The organism is Streptomyces sp. Y2F8-2 (assembly GCF_014905555.1).
GTDB lineage: Bacteria > Actinomycetota > Actinomycetes > Streptomycetales > Streptomycetaceae > Streptomyces > Streptomyces cynarae.
This window is the reverse complement of the sequence record NZ_BNGS01000006.1, coordinates 469,368-486,069: the sequence shown is the minus strand read 5'-3', so window position 1 is coordinate 486,069 and position 16,702 is coordinate 469,368. Positions and strand designations below refer to the sequence as shown.

18 protein-coding genes and 1 pseudogene are annotated in these 16,702 nt (G+C 69.7%); 11 read left to right on the top strand and 8 right to left on the bottom strand.

The genetic code is table 11. The annotated features are described in order from the left end of the window. The first annotated feature begins 172 nt into the window (after positions 1–172). Together SY2F82_RS22815 and SY2F82_RS22810 are read left to right on the top strand one after the other, a co-directional pair. Entirely contained in the window at positions 173–370 is a 198-nt protein-coding gene (locus SY2F82_RS22815; protein WP_200421007.1) for a hypothetical protein, read from the top strand. Positions 371–1,096: 726 nt separating this feature from the next. Next, positions 1,097–1,321, top strand: a complete 225-nt coding sequence (locus tag SY2F82_RS22810) for a hypothetical protein (RefSeq protein WP_200421006.1) — start codon at positions 1,097–1,099, stop codon at positions 1,319–1,321. A gap of 126 nt (positions 1,322–1,447) precedes the next feature. Here SY2F82_RS22810 and SY2F82_RS22805 read toward each other — a convergent pair whose 3' ends face one another. Continuing rightward, positions 1,448–1,711 (bottom strand): hypothetical protein, encoded by a 264-nt coding sequence (locus SY2F82_RS22805; protein ID WP_200421005.1) that lies wholly within the window; start codon positions 1,709–1,711, stop codon positions 1,448–1,450. 55 nt (positions 1,712–1,766) lie between these two features. Beyond that, positions 1,767–1,913, bottom strand: a pseudogene (locus tag SY2F82_RS39065) (DUF6233 domain-containing protein); the annotation flags it as partial. A 145-nt stretch (positions 1,914–2,058) separates the two neighbouring features. Here SY2F82_RS39065 and SY2F82_RS22800 point away from each other — a divergent pair. The 3 genes from SY2F82_RS22800 (at position 2,059) to SY2F82_RS22790 (ending at position 4,663) form a co-directional block, all read left to right on the top strand. Next, complete coding sequence (locus tag SY2F82_RS22800; RefSeq protein WP_200421004.1) at positions 2,059–2,637, top strand: hypothetical protein; 579 nt, start codon at positions 2,059–2,061, stop codon at positions 2,635–2,637. Positions 2,638–2,676: 39 nt separating this feature from the next. Then, on the top strand, positions 2,677–3,840 hold the full coding sequence (locus SY2F82_RS22795; RefSeq protein ID WP_236041734.1) for a tyrosine-type recombinase/integrase: 1,164 nt from the start codon (positions 2,677–2,679) through the stop codon (positions 3,838–3,840). A 634-nt stretch (positions 3,841–4,474) separates the two neighbouring features. After that, positions 4,475–4,663: a hypothetical protein gene (locus tag SY2F82_RS22790; RefSeq protein ID WP_200421003.1), complete on the top strand. Its 189-nt coding sequence runs from the start codon at positions 4,475–4,477 to the stop codon at positions 4,661–4,663. 86 nt (positions 4,664–4,749) lie between these two features. Here SY2F82_RS22790 and SY2F82_RS22785 read toward each other — a convergent pair whose 3' ends face one another. Continuing rightward, entirely contained in the window at positions 4,750–5,511 is a 762-nt protein-coding gene (locus SY2F82_RS22785) for a phosphoglyceromutase (RefSeq protein WP_200421002.1), read from the bottom strand. 196 nt (positions 5,512–5,707) lie between these two features. Between SY2F82_RS22785 and SY2F82_RS22780 the strand changes: the two genes are divergently transcribed. Then, a complete protein-coding gene (locus SY2F82_RS22780) occupies positions 5,708–6,964 on the top strand; it encodes an MFS transporter (protein ID WP_200421001.1) in 1,257 nt (418 codons plus the stop codon). A gap of 198 nt (positions 6,965–7,162) precedes the next feature. Here SY2F82_RS22780 and SY2F82_RS22775 read toward each other — a convergent pair whose 3' ends face one another. From SY2F82_RS22775 to phoU, 4 genes are all read right to left on the bottom strand, one after another. Further along, a complete protein-coding gene (locus SY2F82_RS22775) occupies positions 7,163–7,663 on the bottom strand; it encodes a YbjN domain-containing protein (protein WP_200421000.1) in 501 nt (166 codons plus the stop codon). 22 nt (positions 7,664–7,685) lie between these two features. Next, the gene (mshA, locus tag SY2F82_RS22770; protein WP_200420999.1) at positions 7,686–9,026 is read right to left on the bottom strand and encodes a D-inositol-3-phosphate glycosyltransferase; all 1,341 of its coding nucleotides are present in this window, start codon (positions 9,024–9,026) and stop codon (positions 7,686–7,688) included. Between the two features lie 183 nt (positions 9,027–9,209). Then, on the bottom strand, positions 9,210–9,458 hold the full coding sequence (locus tag SY2F82_RS22765; protein ID WP_200420998.1) for an SCO4226 family nickel-binding protein: 249 nt from the start codon (positions 9,456–9,458) through the stop codon (positions 9,210–9,212). A gap of 484 nt (positions 9,459–9,942) precedes the next feature. Next, a complete protein-coding gene (phoU, locus tag SY2F82_RS22760; RefSeq protein WP_200420997.1) occupies positions 9,943–10,632 on the bottom strand; it encodes a phosphate signaling complex protein PhoU in 690 nt (229 codons plus the stop codon). Between the two features lie 259 nt (positions 10,633–10,891). Here phoU and SY2F82_RS22755 point away from each other — a divergent pair, with 259 nt between their 5' ends. Both SY2F82_RS22755 and SY2F82_RS22750 read left to right on the top strand, forming a co-directional pair. Next, entirely contained in the window at positions 10,892–12,163 is a 1,272-nt protein-coding gene (locus SY2F82_RS22755) for a cell wall metabolism sensor histidine kinase WalK (RefSeq protein ID WP_200420996.1), read from the top strand. Continuing rightward, complete coding sequence (locus SY2F82_RS22750; RefSeq protein WP_200420995.1) at positions 12,160–12,840, top strand: response regulator transcription factor; 681 nt, start codon at positions 12,160–12,162, stop codon at positions 12,838–12,840. Before SY2F82_RS22755 ends, SY2F82_RS22750 begins: the two co-directional genes overlap by 4 nt. A 251-nt stretch (positions 12,841–13,091) precedes the next feature. On the opposite strand, the gene SY2F82_RS22745 is transcribed toward SY2F82_RS22750, so the two are convergent. Next, positions 13,092–13,751 (bottom strand): DUF461 domain-containing protein, encoded by a 660-nt coding sequence (locus tag SY2F82_RS22745; protein WP_200420994.1) that lies wholly within the window; start codon positions 13,749–13,751, stop codon positions 13,092–13,094. 679 nt (positions 13,752–14,430) lie between these two features. On the opposite strand from SY2F82_RS22745, the gene SY2F82_RS22740 reads away from it, so the two are divergent. From SY2F82_RS22740 to ispF, 3 genes are all read left to right on the top strand, one after another. Further along, positions 14,431–14,913, top strand: coding sequence for a CarD family transcriptional regulator (locus SY2F82_RS22740; RefSeq protein WP_003953493.1), 483 nt, complete (start codon positions 14,431–14,433; stop codon positions 14,911–14,913). 358 nt (positions 14,914–15,271) lie between these two features. Then, a complete protein-coding gene (ispD, locus tag SY2F82_RS22735; RefSeq protein ID WP_200420993.1) occupies positions 15,272–16,033 on the top strand; it encodes a 2-C-methyl-D-erythritol 4-phosphate cytidylyltransferase in 762 nt (253 codons plus the stop codon). Further along, positions 16,023–16,541, top strand: coding sequence for a 2-C-methyl-D-erythritol 2,4-cyclodiphosphate synthase (ispF, locus tag SY2F82_RS22730; RefSeq protein WP_200420992.1), 519 nt, complete (start codon positions 16,023–16,025; stop codon positions 16,539–16,541). Before ispD ends, ispF begins: the two co-directional genes overlap by 11 nt. Positions 16,542–16,702: the final 161 nt, after the last annotated feature.

Genomic DNA, 16,702 nt, shown 5'->3' with positions numbered 1-16,702 from the left:
GGGGACCCGGTGACGGACGTCCTTCACGACGACGGAGGAGACGGGGCGTCGTCGCGCTCATCCGAGGACTGCCGTTCCTGAAGCAGGTCCGCGTGCTGGGACCATCGCCGCGGGGATCCGGCACTCCAAGTTCTTCAACGAGGAGAAGGAGTTCCTCTCCGAGGAGCAGAAGGTGCTGCTCGAGATCGACGTGTTCGGCAAGCTGGGCACGCAGATCGAGAACGCGGCGGAGGCCGACTATAAGGTCATCGACATCTTAGGGAAGTTCGCGCCGACGCCGAATCAGCAGAACGGGTACGGCAAGACTGACGGTGAAGTGCGACTACGAGCGGAGCGACCCGCCCTTCGCGAAGTTCACTGTTCCACGTGAAACACGCCTGCGAACAGGCTTGACGTGCAGGGATCTCGCGTCGCGTATGCCGAGGGCTACATCAACACCATGTGCGAGGACCGGACTTGGCGGCCGACACCTGCCCGAAGCTGACCCGGGCGTCTGTGTGATGGCCCGCCAACAGCAAGAGCACGAGGTGCCGTTGGGCTTGACCCTGAGAGTCACCTGCTGTCAGTGGGGTGCGTAAGAATGGTCGACGCGGCCACAGGGCCTCCTCCGGAAACAGCGGCGGCCCCCTGGTCCTACGCAGGAGGCCGCCAACACCGTCAGAAACGTCAACCAAAGGGGGTCGACATCTCCAGCACCAAGAAGTGTAGGCGCTGCCACCGTCAGCGGCCTACACCCAAGATCGCCCGCACTGCCCACACATGCGACCGGATACGCACCCACCTCGCGGAACGCGGGGCGCGGAACCACTTCCGGCGACTGTTGAGCGCCGCTGGAGACGAGCTCATGCGCACGGGTGTGAAGGCAAGTCTCAGCGGGGTCGCAGCGCTCGCGCTCTACTGGTGGCACCACCACTAAGCAGCCTTTCCGTGCCCGGTGCCGCGCTCTCACGACACCGGGCACGGAAATCCGCCAGCACGGGCAACGGGGCGTCGTGCTCGCCCGAGGACCGTGTCCGGCCGGCACACCACACCCCCCCCACCCGCAGTCCTGATGTCGTGGCATCCTGACCACCCACCAGAGGAGGGGAACTCGCGCATGGCACTGAAGAAGGTCGAACACTCCGCGCCGAAGAAGCAGGTCATGACCCTGGACGAGTTGGAGGCGTTCGTCCAGGACGCCCGCCGCACAGGCGCCACGGGCCGTGAGGAAGTCGAAGCGCGCGTCTCTTTCGGCGGGAAGATCCAAAAACTCAGCGTCGAAGTCCAAGCACCGCCGGCCGACCGAGGGCCCAGCCTGGACAAGCCTGACGTGGCATCCTGAACGTGCGGGCCGACCGCGGAATGGCTGGCCCAATGCCGCGCCCCTCGGGACCAATGCCGCATCCGGGTGAGATGCCCCCGGAGACCGCAGCGCCCGCCCCACCACCTGGGGCGGGCGTTCGCGCTATCAGCGTTCCCAGGGCCGCCGCTCGGGGCCCGGCGTGCGCGGCTGGCTGCCGCGCGAGGCTCGCCGATAGCAGGCCCTCATGGCGAGCGCGAGCAGCACGATGACGAGGAGCCGCAAGGCGCCGTCACCGATGCCGCTGGTGACGCTGTAGCTGTTGTGAGCGCCGGACGTGCTGGCGTCGTGCAACGGCTGAATGGCGCTGACGGCAAATCCGAACGAAAGTGCACCGAAGAGCAGGGTCAGGAATCCCCACACGAACTTCATGTCGCCCCCCAAGGCGTGATGAGGGCGACAACGTAGCGGGATCGATGGCCGCCTGTTATCCCTCCGGTCGCAGCCCGGTCTCTGGCTTGCAGATGCCGCACATCTCGATGGTCACGGTGTCGTCTTGCAGCGCCAGGAGCGCGTCCTCGCGGGAGACGTAGCCCATCTCGCCGCGCCACATGGTGCAGCCGCCGCGGTGGGGTAGGCGGGGCCCGTCCCATGCCCGCCTCGGTCGCGCTCCAGGGCGATTATCACGATCAGGTGAAGTTCACAGATTCTCCGCAACCGCACAGCTCATTCACAAGTCACGATCCCTGTAACGTGCATCTACATCCCTGGGGGGACACATGAGCGAGCAGCAGTACCCGCAGCCTCAGCAGCCCGGTTGGGGCGGCCAGCAGCAGCCGGGGTACGGGCCGCCGCCGTTCCAGCCGCAGCCGCCGAAGAAGTCCAACGCCGGAAAGATCATCGGCCTCGGATGTCTCGGCGTCGTCGCCCTGTTCGTCCTGATCGGCATCGTGGCCGCGGTCGCCGGTGGCGGATCCGACAACTCCGCCGACACCAGCAACAAGGACAAGGCCGTCGCCGCCAGCAGCGCGCCGAAGAAGTCCGACGGCGCCAAGCCGGCGCCCGCGGAGGAGACGAAGACGCAGGCTGAGCAGTTCAAGGCCTGCGTCGCCAAGTCCGGTACGCCCACCGAGAAGAAGGCCGTGCAGCACGTCACCAAGGTGACCGGCACGGACAAGCGGAACGACATCCTCGACGCGGCCGAGGTCTACACCGACTACAGCGGCGGCATCATAGGTCCGCACCAGGGCGACGGCAAGCTGATCGCGAGCGCGTTCACGTCGTGCTACGAGTCCAAGAACGGGCTCGTGACGGTCTACGACAAGGACGGCGAGCTGCTCTCGAACGCGAACTACTGACGCCCTCGCAAGGTCAAGACCGAGCGCTACGGCACGGGCATGCGCTACCGCGCCGGCTACGTGGGCCCGGACGGCACTGAGAAGTCCAAGAGCTTCCCCGACCGGCAGAAGCGGCTTGCCGAACAGTGGCTCTCGCAGACCGAGGCGGACATGGCGCGGGGGCAGTACCTCGACCCGCGCGCGGCCCGGATCACCTTCCAGCAGTACGCCGAGAAGTGGGTGACTCACGCGCCGGACCCGAACACTCAAGCCTCGATGGAGTCGCAGCTTCGGCTGCACGCCTACCCGTACCTGGGTTCGCGCCCCCTCGGCTCCTTCCAGCCCGCTCACATCCGTGACTGGGTGCGGCAGCTCCAAGAGAACGGCGTCCGTGGCTCGTATGCCCGGACGATCTACTCCAACGTGCGTGCCGCCTTGAGCGCGGCCGTGGACGACGGGCACCTTGCCCGGAACCCGTGCGCCGCTCGCTCGGTCCGTCCACCGACTGTGGACAACAAGCGCGTCGTGCCCTGGACTGCGGAACGCGTCTTCGCCGTCCGGGCCGGCATGCCCGAGCGCTACCGAGCCATGGTCGACCTGGGCGGCGGCTGCGGTCTTCGGCAAGGCGAGATCCTGGGCGTGGCCGTCGACGCGATCGACTTCGAGTCGGACACCCTCCATGTGGTCCAGCAGCTCAAGCTGAGCCGCAGCAAGCCCGTCTTCGCCCCACCGAAGGGCGGCAAGCTCCGGGACGTGCCGCTGCCCGGTCCAGTCGCCGATGCACTCCGGGCCCACATGAAGCGTTTCCCGCCGGTCGAAATCACGTTGCCGTGGAAGGTCGCAGACGGACCTCCGGTGACCAAGCGACTGATCTTCACCGGCCCGCGCGGTGGTCACGTCTGGCGGACGTCCCTCAACGAGGAGGTGTGGAAGCGGGCACTGGCCTCGGCCGGGGTGATCCCCCACCGGAAGCCGGGCAAGTCGTACGCCGAGTCCCGCGAGAACGGCATGCACGCCCTCCGCCACTTCTACGCCTCGGTGCTCCTGGACGCTGGGGAGAACATCAAGGCCGTCGCCGAGTACCTCGGCCACGCGGACCCGGGCCTGACGCTCCGTGTGTATGCGCACCTCATGCCGTCAAGCCGGGAGCGTACCCGTAACGCTGTGGCCTCAGCCTTCTCCCTCGCTGCGAGCCGCTCATCCGTTGAAACTATGGGCGGCTGAAAATGTAAATGTCATCCGTGAAGACTACCTCGGATTCAGAGTCTCCAGCGAAACCATGGGCGGCTGAAAGTGTAAATGTCATCCGTGAAGACTACCTCGGATTCAGAGTCTCCAGCGAAACCATGGGCGGCTGAAAGTGTAAATGTCATCCGTGAAAGCTCCCTCGGATTCAGAGTCTCCAGCGAAACCATGGGCGGCTGAAAGTGTAAATGTCATCCGTGAAAGCTCCCTCGGATTCAGAGTCTCCGCAAAACCAAGCTGGCCGCCTGCCCGCCCGGCTGCCCGCCCGGCTGCCCGCCCGGCTGCCCGCCTGCCCGGCCGCCCGGCCGAGGACCGGTTCAATGGATCAATGGGACAATGGATTTCTGGTTTGACGGATTTCTGGTTCGATGGTCCAACGGTTCCCTGCAGGCAAATAAGGCAAGGCCCTACCGGGGTCGTCAACCGTCAGCGAGGCCGCCCAGAGAAGCCAACATGCAAGTTAGGGGCGGAGGGCAACCGCTTTAGCTGCGGGTTTGTTATTACCCCCACACGGCAAGTAAGGTCCTGCCACCGATATACCGGAGAGGCCGCCCGTACGGGGGCGGCCTCTCCTTTCCATGGGATCGGTTATCGCCTACAGAACGGACAACACATGACCCACATGGAGAAGGCCATGGTGCCACGCCGAGGCCTCCGCATCGACCTCACCTTCCGCCCTCTGCCGTCCCCGCTCATCGGTCTCGGCGGCGGTTGGCTGGGTGTCCGGGCCGGCGCTGACGAATCCGTCGTCGCCCTGGCGGCGCTCCTCGTCGCGGTCCGCGTGAGCATCCGCCGCATCTGAGCCCGACGGCCCGGACACGGCCCCAGCACAGAGAAGAGCCCCCTCCTGCCAGCAAAACTGCAGGTAGGGGGCTTCTTCGGTCTGGCTTACTTCTTCTTGCCCTGGTTCTTGACCGCCTCGATCGCCGCCGCGGCCGCGTCCGGGTCGAGGTACGTGCCGCCGGGGGTGATCGGCTTGAAGTCGGCGTCCAGTTCGTAGGAGAGCGGGATGCCCGTCGGGATGTTCAGGCCGGCGATGTCGGCGTCCGAGATGCCGTCCAGGTGCTTGACCAGGGCGCGCAGGCTGTTGCCGTGGGCCGCGATCAGGACCGTGCGGCCGGCCAGGAGGTCGGGGACGATGCCGTCGTACCAGTACGGGAGCATGCGGAAGACGACGTCCTTGAGGCACTCCGTCCTCGGGCGCAGCTCCGGCGGGATCGTCGCGTAGCGCGCGTCGTCGGCCTGGGAGAACTCCGAGTCGTCCTCGATCGGGGGCGGCGGCACGTCGTAGGAGCGGCGCCAGAGCATGAACTGCTCCTCGCCGAACTCCTGCAGCGTCTGGGCCTTGTCCTTGCCCTGGAGGGCGCCGTAGTGGCGCTCGTTCAGGCGCCAGGAGCGGTGGACCGGGATCCAGTGGCGGTCGGCGGCCTCCAGTGCCAGCTGCGCGGTGCGGATCGCGCGCTTCTGGAGGGACGTGTGGACCACGTCGGGCAGCAGGCCGGCGTCCTTGAGCAGCTCACCGCCGCGGACCGCCTCCTTCTCGCCCTTCTCGTTCAGGTTGACGTCCACCCAGCCGGTGAACAGGTTCTTCGCGTTCCACTCGCTCTCGCCGTGGCGGAGGAGGATCAGCTTGTACGGTGCGTCGGCCATGCCTCAGAGCGTAATCCACGCATTCACCCCCTCGTACGGCCCGCCCGGCAGGCGGACAGCCGGTCGGCGGACGGTTCCCGCGCCGTACGACAGTTGACGGCATCTGTTAATTGAGTAGCCCCTCCGTGCCCCGCGTTTGTAAGTTGTGATCAACGTTCGAGCCGCTTACATGCGCCTACGCCCGTGGGGGACCCTCATGTCGATCGCCGCCGTCAGACGTGCCGCCCGCGAGACCGTGTCGGGGCTTCCCCGCGAGTTCTGGTGGCTGTGGACGAGCACGCTCGTCAACCGGCTGGGCGCCTTCGTCGCCACCTTCATGGCGCTGTACCTGACCCTGGACCGCGGTTACTCCGCCTCGTACGCCGGGCTCGTCGCCTCGCTGCACGGGCTCGGCGGTGTCGTCTCCTCGCTCGGCGGGGGCGTGATGGCCGACCGGCTGGGGCGCCGGCCCACCCTGCTGATCGCGCAGACGGCGACCGCCGGGTTCGTGGCGCTGCTCGGGTTCGTGCGGGACCCCGTCTCCATCGCCGCCGTCGCCTTCTTCGTCGGCATGGCGAGCAACGCCTCCCGGCCCGCCGTGCAGGCGATGATGGCCGACATCGTGCGCCCCGAGGACCGGGTGCGCGCCTTCTCCCTCAACTACTGGGCGATCAACCTCGGCTTCGCGGTGTCCTCCATGGCGGCGGGTTTCATCGCCGAGTTCAGCTATCTCGCCGGATTCCTGATCGAGGCGGGGATGACGTTGGTCTGCGCGGTCGTCGTCTTCGCGAAGCTGCCCGAGTCGCGGCCCGCTCCCACCGCCAAGGACGCCGCGGGCGACGTCGGCCTCGGGACCGTCGTGCGGGACGGCCGTTTCATGAGCGTCGTGGGGCTGTCCTTCCTCGTCGCGCTCGTCTTCCAGCAGGGGTCCGTCGGTCTGCCGGTCGCCATGGGCCGGGCCGGGTTCTCGCCCGCGGACTACGGCATGGCGATCGCCGTCAACGGAGTGCTGATCGTCGCGCTGCAGATCCCGGTGACCCGCTTCATCGAGCACCGCGATCCGCGCCGGCTGCTGGTGGTCTCCTCCGTGCTCGCGGGGTACGGCTTCGGGCTGACCGCCTTCGCGGGCTCGGTCGGTGTCTTCGCACTGACGGTGTGCGTGTGGACACTGGCGGAGATCGTCAACGCGCCCACTCAGACCGGTCTCGTGGTACGCCTCTCCCCGGTGCACGGGCGCGGCCGCTACCAGGGCATGTACACCCTGTCCTGGTCGGTGGCCTCGCTCATCGCGCCGCTGCTGTCCGGCTTCGTCATCGACCGGCTCGGCGCGGAATGGCTGTGGGGCCTGTGCGCGGTGGTCGGTACGACGGCCGGGGTCGGCTACGCAGCGCTGATGCGCCGCCTCCCGGGGGAGGAGCCGGCGCGGGGGACGGAGAAGGAGACAGCGGGGGCGGCGGAGGTCGGCGCGGCCTGAGGCGGGCCGGTCCCACGGCGGCCCGCCCCGGTCACGGCCCCGCCGCCCCGCCCCCGCTGCGCCCCGTACAGGTTCCGCGGCCGTACGGCGTCCGTTGTGCCGCACAGCTCCAGGCCGGAGCGCGCGCCGGCCGTGAGATGCCGCTGGGCCGCACGGTGTGGAAGGGGTCGTGCGGCGATGAAGTACGGGGCCCGGAGGTCAGTTCTCGGGTCGCTGGGTCAGATGACTGAACGCCTCCAGGTTGCGGGTGGACTCCCCGCGGGACACCCGCCAGGCGTACTCCTTGCGGATCGCGGACGCGAAACCCAGCTCCAGAAGGGTGTTGAAACTGCCGTCAGCCGCCTCCAGGACCGAGCCGAGCAGTCGGTCCACCTCGTCCGGGGTGACCGCGGCCAGCGGCAGCCGGCCGGTGAGGTAGATGTCGCCGAGCGGGTCGACGGCGTAACTCACCCCGTAGAGCTTGAGGTTGCGCTCCAACAGCCAGCGGTGCACCGCCGGCTCGTTCTCGTCGGGGTGGCGGATCACGAAGGCGTTGAGGGACAGCGAGTGCCGGCCGACGATCAGTGAGACGGTCGTCGACAGCTTGCGCGTCCCGGGGAGTTTCACGACGAACGAGCCCGACTGCGGGCTCTCCCACTCCAGTTCGGCGTCCTTCAGGACCCCTTCGATGACCTGTGCGGCCCGCTGCTCATCGGACATGCCAGGCAGCGTACGCGAGGTGTCAGCCGCGGTGGGCGCGCGCCTGGCGGCGGTGGGCCTGCATGGCCTCCGTGTACACCCCGGCGGTCGCGGAGGCCGCCGCGTCCCAGCCGAACGACCGGGCGTGCCGGGCCGCGGCCTCGCCCATGCGGGCGCACAGCTGCGCGTCGTCGGCGAAATCACGCAGCACGCGCGCGTACGCGGCGGGGTCGTGGCCCTCGACCAGGAACCCGGTGTGCCCGTCCCGCACGGCGACGGGCAGCCCCCCGACCGCGGCCGCCAGGACCGGCGTGCCGACGGCTTGTGCCTCGATCGCGACGAGCCCGAAGGACTCGCTGTACGACGGCATCACCAGGACGGACGCCGCGCGGAACCAGTCGGCGAGCTCGTCCTGCCGCACCGGCGGCCGGAAGCGGACGACGTCCGATATGCCCAGCCGGGCGGCGAGCTTCTGCAACCCCTCCGGCTTGGCGAGCCCGCTGCCGCTGGGGCCTCCCACGACGGGCACGACGATGCGGGAGCGCAGCTCGGGGCGCTCGTCGAGGAGGACGGCGACGGCGCGCAGCAGCACGTCGGGCGCCTTGAGGGGCTGTATGCGTCCGGCGAAGAGCGGGATCAGCGCGTCCTGCGGCAGGCCGAGCCGGGCCCTGGCGGCGGCCCGGCCGTCGGCGGGCCGGAAGCGCTCCAGGTTCACCCCGGGGTGGACGACGGCCACCTTGCCGGGGTCGGCGGCGTAGTGGTGTACGAGTTCGTCGGCCTCTTCGGAGGTGTTGGCGATGAGCCGGTCGGCGGCGGCCACGATCTGCATCTCGCCGATGACCCGGGCGGCGGGCTCGGGGGTGTCGCCCTCGGCGAGGTTGGCGTTCTTGACCTTGGCCATGGTGTGCATGGCGTGCACCAGGGGGACGCCCCAGCGCTGGGCGGCCAGCCAGCCGACGTGGCCGGAGAGCCAGTAGTGGGAGTGCACGAGGTCGTAGTAGCCGGGACGGTGACCGGCCCACGCCTGCATCACACCGTGCGTGAAGGCGCACAGCTGGGCCGGGAGGTCCTCCTTGGCCAGCCCCTCGTACGGTCCGGCGTCGACGTGCCGGACGAGCACGCCCGGGGCCAGCTGGACGGCCGGCGGCAGAGCGGCCGTGGTGGCCCGGGTGAAGACCTCGACCTCGATGCCCAGGTCGGCGAGCCGCTGGGCCAGCTCCACGATGTAGACGTTCATGCCGCCGGCGTCACCCGTACCGGGTTGGTGCAGCGGTGAGGTGTGCACGGAGAGCATGGCCACACGGCGGGGCCTGCGGTGCGGCAGCCGCAGCCGCGAGGTGGTCGCCGGGGAGCGACGCCCGAGCCTGGTGACGTACTGGCTCACGTGGCGTTCCTCCTTGCTGCGGGCGTGCCTGTGCGGACGGCGCGGAACACCCTCCAAGGAGTCGAACGCCGCGCGAGTGCGCACCATTTCCCGCGGAGGCCGTTTTACTCAATCATTGCCATGTGTCGGTCAACCGTTCGAGGCGTGGGGGTCACCACCACCGGTGCCCGTCCGGCGTCGGCGTCAGGCCGACAGGGGGACCGGGTGGATCTCGTCCGCCTTGTGGCCTGCGCGTTCGTGGATGCGCTGGACCGCCTCGGCCGAAGGGGCCTCGGACAGGCAGTAGACCGTTCCGGACCCTGGGTCCGCCCATGCGTGCTGGAAGTGCACGCCCTCTTCCTTCTCGATGGCGAGGTCGGCCTGGTGTGCCTCGATCAGCTGATCCGCCGTGATGCCCTTCATACCGTGGTGGATGTCCATGAACTGGGCCATGGCTGGGTACCTCGTTCCTGGTCCGCCCCCGTCTTCCCTTCCCTTCCCTTCCTTTCCTTCCTTTCCTTCCTTCTCCTTCATGCTGCGCTCGTGGGCTTCCCCACGCATACGAGGGGCCCCGGCAGTGCGCCGAGGCCCCTCGTCGTCGTAGGTCCGTGTTCCGTTGTCGAGCTTTCGAGCTGTCGTGCGCGATGTGCCGTCAGCCGCACTGGCAGGGCGCGCCCGACTGGCATCCGCATCCGCAGCCGGAGCCGCAGCCGCAGGCGCCGACCAGCGGCAGGCTTGCGATCTCGGCGGGCTGCTGTGTCTCGCGCTCCTGCGTGGGGTCTGACGTGCTCGGGGTCTCGGCCATGAGTCGCTCCTCGAAGGATGTCGAGACTGATGCCTCCGCCCATTGCATGCCCGCTGGGGCGGGCGCATCAACGGCGCACGGGGGCTCGTACACGCCCGGCCGGCCTTCTTCAGGCCCCTTGCGGGCTCCCCGTCACGCGCCCTCGACGCCCGTCACCGGCTGGACATCGGGCTGGAGGGCGTCCGCGTGCTCGCCGGTCACCAGGTACACCACCCGCTTGGCCACCGCGACCGCGTGGTCGGCGTAGCGCTCGTAGTAGCGGCCCAGCAGGGTCACGTCCACGGCGGTCTCGATGCCGTGCTTCCAGCGCTCGTCGATCAGGTGCTGGAAGAGGGCGCGGTGCAGCAGGTCCATCTCGTCGTCGTCCTGCTCGAGCTGCAGCGCCAGGTCGACGTCCTTGGTGACGATCACCTCGGCCGCCTTGGCCATCAGACGCTGGGCCAGCTGGCCCATCTCCAGAATGGTGGCGTGCAGGTCGTGCGGCACGGCGCGCTCGGGGAAGCGCAGCCGGGCCAGCTTCGCGACGTGCTGGGCGAGGTCGCCCGAGCGCTCGAGGTCCGCGCTCATCCTGAGCGACGTCACCACGATGCGCAGATCCGTCGCCACCGGCTGCTGGCGGGCCAGGAGGGCTATCGCGCGCGCCTCCAGGTCGTGCTGGAGGTCGTCGACCTTCTGGTCGGCCTCGATCACGGCCTCCGCCAGCTTCAGGTCGGCGTCGAGGATGGCCGTCGTGGCACGCCCGATCGCCGACCCGACCAGCCGGGCCATCTCGACCAGGCTGTCACCGATCGAGTCAAGTTCCTCGTGGTACGCGTCCCGCATCTGGGTGTCCCTCTCTTACGTCTGCTCCGGGGGCCGGGGGGCCGGGGGGTCGGGGGCCGGGGCCCGTCGTCGCCATGACGAGAACACGGCGGACACGGCGCCCTACGCACCCACGCTCCCACGTTCCGGCCCGTACGCGACTGTTTCCGCCATCCCGAATGAACCAATACTGGCTCCCAGGTGAACTCTGGGCGACGAGTGTTCGAGGTCGCACTCCGATGGCTGTGGGTAGGTACGAGGAGCTGCCTAATCTGGACGCATGGACGTGAACGCGGCGGTCGCCGCAGCGGCAGCGATCGCCGGAGTGCTCACCGGCGTCATCGCCATGCTGGCGTTCCGCTGGAGCGAGCGCGACCAGAAGCGCCCCACCCGCACTTCCCTGCACACCGACCCCGTGCTGCCGCCGGGCGTGGACACGGTGCTGTCCGTCCTGCGCTCCTCGGCCGTCGTCCTCGACGAGGCCGACGCCGTTGTCAAGGCCAGCTCCGCAGCCTATGCGCTCGGGCTGGTCCGCGGCGGCAGGCTCGCCGTCGAGCCGATGCTCCACATGGCACGTGACACCCGGCGCGACGGCGAGATACGCCAGGTCGAGCTGGACCTGCCGCGGCGCGGCACCGGACGCGGGGAGGCGCTCGCCGTCTCCGCGCGCGTGGCGCCGCTCGGCTCCAGGCTGGTCCTGCTGCTCGTCGAGGACCTCACCGAGGCCCGCCGGATAGAGGCGGTGCGCCGCGACTTCGTGGCGAACGTCAGCCATGAACTGAAGACACCGGTGGGTGCCCTGTCGCTGCTCTCCGAGGCCGTGATGGACGCCTCCGACGACCCCGAGGCCGTGCAGCGCTTCGCGGGCCGGATGCAGGTCGAGGCCACCCGCCTGACCAGCCTCGTGCAGGAACTCATCGACCTCTCCCGGGTGCAGAACGACGACCCGCTGGAGGACGCCGAGCCCGTACGCGTCGACGAACTGGTCGCCGAGGCCGTCGACCGCTGCCGGCACGCGGCCACCACCAAGCAGATCACCATGGCCGCCGGCGGCACCGCCGATCTGCGCGTGTGGGGCAACCGCGGACAGCTCGCCGCCGCCCTCGGCAACCTCGTGGAGAACGCCGTCAACTACTCGCCCGCCCGCACCCGCGTCGGCATCGCCGCCCGCCGGGTGTCCGCGCACGGCGGCGACCTGATCGAGATCGCGGTCACCGACCAGGGCATCGGCATCTCCGACAAGGACAAGGAGCGCATCTTCGAGCGCTTCTACCGCGTCGACCCGGCCCGCTCCCGTGCCACGGGCGGCACGGGCCTCGGTCTCGCGATCGTCAAGCATGTGGCCGCCTCGCACGGCGGGGAGGTCACGGTGTGGAGTTCCGAGGGTCAGGGCTCCACCTTCACCCTGCGGCTGCCGGAGGCGGGTGCGGCCCGCGACCGTGCGACCGACCATCCGTCCGACCTCGATGAAGAGGACGGCCGGCCCGACGGGACGACCCCCACCGTCTCAACCCCGTACGAACCGCTTCCCGCCCCGGAGGTCCTTCCGTGACCCGAGTGCTCGTCGTCGAGGACGAGGAGTCCTTCTCCGACGCCCTGTCGTACATGCTCCGCAAGGAGGGCTTCGAGGTCGCCGTCGCGACCACCGGGCCCGACGGACTCGACGAGTTCGAGCGCAACGGCGCCGACCTCGTCCTCCTCGACCTGATGCTGCCGGGTCTGCCCGGCACTGAGGTGTGCCGCCAACTGCGCGGCCGCTCCAACGTCCCCGTCATCATGGTGACCGCCAAGGACAGCGAGATCGACAAGGTCGTCGGGCTGGAGATAGGGGCCGACGACTACGTCACCAAGCCGTTCTCCTCGCGGGAGCTGGTCGCCCGTATCCGGGCCGTGCTGCGCCGCCGCGGCGAGCCGGAGGAGGTCACGCCGGCGGCGCTGGAGGCCGGTCCGGTGCGGATGGACGTCGACCGTCACGTGGTCACGGTCTCCGGGGCGAAGGTCGACCTGCCGCTGAAGGAGTTCGACCTGCTGGAGATGCTGCTGCGCAACGCGGGCCGCGTGCTGACCCGTATGCAGCTCATCGACCGGGTCTGGGGTGCGGACTACGTGGGTGACACCAAGACCCTCGACGTCCACGTCAAGCGCCTGCGGGCCAAGATCGAGCCGGACCCGGGTGCCCCGCGGTACCTGGTGACAGTCCGCGGCCTCGGCTACAAGTTCGAGCCGTAAGCCGTAAGCCGTAAGCCGTAAGCCGTGAGCCGTGAGCCGTGAGCCGTGAGCCGTGAGCCATGACGGCCGCGGCGGCGCGTCGGCGCACGCATCGCACGACGAAGGGCGGGACTCCTGGTGGAGTGCCCGCCCTTCGCGCGTGTGGGTGCGTGCCGCAGTGTCGGCGACCGTGCCCGCCCCCGCGGACCTCTACGACGAAGGGCGGCACCCCGCTGGGGTTGCCGCCCTTCGTCGTAGAGGTCCGACGTGCCTCAGTGGCTCGGGGACTTCGACGCGGTCGCCGACGGGGACCCCTCGGCGCCGGCGGCCGGGGAACCCTGCACCGACGTCGACGGCTTGGGGGAGCCCGGCTTCGAGCTGGCCGGGGACGCGGAGGCGGTGGCCGACGGCGACGGGATGTTGCTCGGGCCCCACTTGGTGAAGTAGCTCTCGGCGGGGACCACGAACGCCCGCAGGCTCACGTCCCCGGCCTCGCTGAAGCTGAACGTGATCTTCTGCGCGTTGCCGTCCTGCACGGCCTCCCGGCTGCTCGGCAGCACCGCGGAGGCGTTGCCCTTGCCGCCGATCACGAGGGAGCCGCCGGCCGGGATGGTCAGCCTGCCCTTGCCCGAGGCGGGGCTGAGCTCTGCGGTCTTGCCGGTGCCCTCGACCGTGATGGAGTCCAGCGTCTGGTCCGTGCGGCCTGCGTTGAAGATCGTCGCGGAGATCACGGCGGGCCCGGTGGACTTCGGGTCGGGCTGGGTGATGACGAGCGCGTTCTGGATCTTGATGTTTCCGACGCTGGTCGCCGCGTTGTCCGGCTTGACCTGGAGCGTCTGGCTGTCGTTGCCGGCGCCGCAGGCGGCGAGCGAGGCGATCGAGAACGCGATGGCGGCGGCGGCGAGGGCGCCGCGTCGAAGGCTGCTGCTCACGGCGGCGGCAACTCCTTGTACGTGGGCGAAGCAGGGCGACCCCCTGATAAAGCCGCCCTAAGTATCTGTCAGCGGCCTTAGGTTACCGAGCCGCCCCCGGGCCACCGCACCCGACCCTCCCCAAGCCCGGCACTTCGCCTCGCGGGTCCCGCCCCGGCGGCAGCGCGCCCCACCGCTGCCACGGAGGCGGTGCGGGGCTCCTCTTGCTTCCCAGCAGTCCCATCTGCCACTTTGACCACTCATGACTCAGCATTCACATAAGCGTCTCCTCACCCGCCCCGGGGATTTCCGGTAAGGAATGCGAGGCCGGTTGCGAGACAGGTGACGAAAATCGATCAGCGACGCGACCAACCGCGCCTCGCCGGACCCCTTGATCAATTCCGGATTCGGCTCGTACCCGCCTCCGCGCACCGAACGGAGTAGCGGAAGTCGATCACTTGAGGGTGGACAAAAGCGGATGTTTCGGGCACGCTCGGAGCCCTGCGGCGCGAGTAACACCCGGGTTTCACCCCGCCCGTGCAGCCGCTCCGACCTGCGAATACCCTCTTCCGGCCACCCCTCGAAGCACGTTCCGGTCGCGGTTGTCAAGCCCCGAGATATGCCCTGACCTGCGAAAACGCCATTCAGATGACGCCGTTTCCGTGTTACCCTGGATAGCCACGGAAGGGGTACCTGTCACATGACGTTCAAGGTTGGCGACACCGTGGTCTATCCCCATCACGGGGCCGCGCTGATCGAGGCCATCGAAACTCGCCAGATCAAAGGCGTGGACAAGACCTACTTGGTGCTGAAGGTCGCCCAGGGCGACCTGACGGTGCGTGTGCCAGCGGACAATGCGGAGTTCGTCGGCGTGCGTGATGTGGTCGGTCAGGACGGGCTGGACCGGGTCTTCGAGGTGCTGCGCGCGCCGTACGCCGAGGAGCCCACGAACTGGTCTCGTCGTTACAAGGCAAACCTGGAGAAGCTCGCCTCCGGCGACGTCATCAAGGTCGCGGAAGTCGTGCGTGACCTGTGGCGCCGTGAGCGCGAGCGCGGACTCTCCGCCGGTGAGAAGCGCATGCTCGCCAAGGCCCGGCAGATCCTGGTGAGCGAGCTCGCCCTCGCGGAGAACACGAACGAGGACAAGGCCGAGGCTCTCCTCGACGAGGTCCTCGCGTCCTGACGCCCGTACCGGCCCGCTCGCTCCCCGGCCAGGAGCGCGGTGGACCGACCGGCGCACAGCACACACGCGATGCCGCGGTGCCCGATGACACAGTAGATGTCGCCGGGCGCTGCGGCATGTTCGTACCCGTCACTGCCCGACGTACCCATGACGCCGCGGCCTGAACCTCAGGTGCAACAGCCGGAACGCGAAAGCCCTGCCCGATCCCTGTGCTGACGGGGAAACCCCCGATACTTGGCGTGCCGGGCCCGGGCAGTCGGCTCGACCAGAAGTCACGGAAGGGTCCGGTCAAGGCGTCGCGCCCGGCACGGTGTGGCCATACCCATACCGGCCGAGCACACAAACCTGACAGGAACCGATGTCTGACGTTTCGCGCCCTTCGACCACCGAGCCGCCCGCCGTCCGCACCGCCGCGGTGATCCCGGCCGCCGGCCGCGGCGTACGCCTCGGCCCGGGTGCCCCCAAGGCGCTCCGCGCGCTCGGTGGCGTTCCCATGCTCATCCACGCCGTGCGCGCGATGGCGGCGTCCCGCGCGGTCTCCCTCGTCATCGTCGTGGCCCCGCCCGACGGGACCGCCGAGGTCAAGTCGCTGCTCGACGCGCACGCGCTGCCGGAGAGGACGGACTTCCTGGTCGTCCCCGGCGGCGAGACGCGCCAGGAGTCCGTGCGGCTCGGCCTCGACGCCCTGCCGCCCGAGTACGGGATCGTCCTGGTCCACGACGCGGCCCGCCCCCTGGTGCCGGTGGACACGGTGGACGCGGTGATCGAGGCGGTACGGGAGGGCGCGCCGGCCGTCGTCCCGGCGCTGCCGCTCGCCGACACGGTGAAGGAGGTCCGGCCGGCCGCCGCGCCCGGCGAGCCCGAACCGGTCGTCGCCACCCCCGACCGCGCCCGGCTGCGCGCGGTGCAGACTCCGCAGGGCTTCGACCGCGCGACGCTGATCCAGGCCCACGAGACGGTCACGGACAACGTCACGGACGACGCGAGCATGGTGGAGCAGCTCGGGCTGCCGGTCGTCGTGGTCCCCGGCCACGAGGAGGCCTTCAAGGTCACGCGGCCGCTGGACCTGGTGCTCGCGGAGGCGGTCCTGACCCGCAGGAGGCTCACCGATGGGTTCTGAGGCGTCCGATGTCCGGCTGCCGCCGGGTGGGCCGCTGCTGCCCCAGGTGGGCATCGGCACCGACATCCACGCCTTCGAGGAGGGGCGGGAGCTGTGGTGCGCGGGCCTGAAGTGGGACGGCGAGGGACCCGGCCTCGCGGGCCACTCCGACGCGGACGTGGTCGCGCACGCCGCGTGCAACGCGCTCTTCTCCGCCGCCGGCCTCGGCGACCTGGGGCAGCACTTCGGCACCGGGCGGCCCGAGTGGTCCGGGGCGTCGGGGGTGACGCTGCTCGCGGAGGCGGCACGGATCGTGCGCGAGGCGGGGTTCCGGATCGGGAACATCGCGGTCCAGGTCGTGGGGCCGCGCCCGAAGATCGGCAAACGCCGCGACGAGGCGCAGAAGATCCTCTCGGAGGCGGCGGGCGCACCGGTCTCGGTCTCCGGCGCCACGACGGACGGCCTCGGCTTCCCCGGCCGGGACGAGGGCCTGATGGCGGTGGCGACGGCGCTCGTGGTGCGGGTCTGACGGCGCTCTTGCCGCTCCTTTGCTGAGGGCGGCTCTCTTGGTGCGCCCGTGCTGAGGGCGGCGCTCGTGGCGCACGGGATGCCGACGGCGCTCGTGGTGCGGGCGTGCTGAGAGCGTGCGAGGGTACCGGCAGAGTGACCAGCGACACACGACCCAGGTCC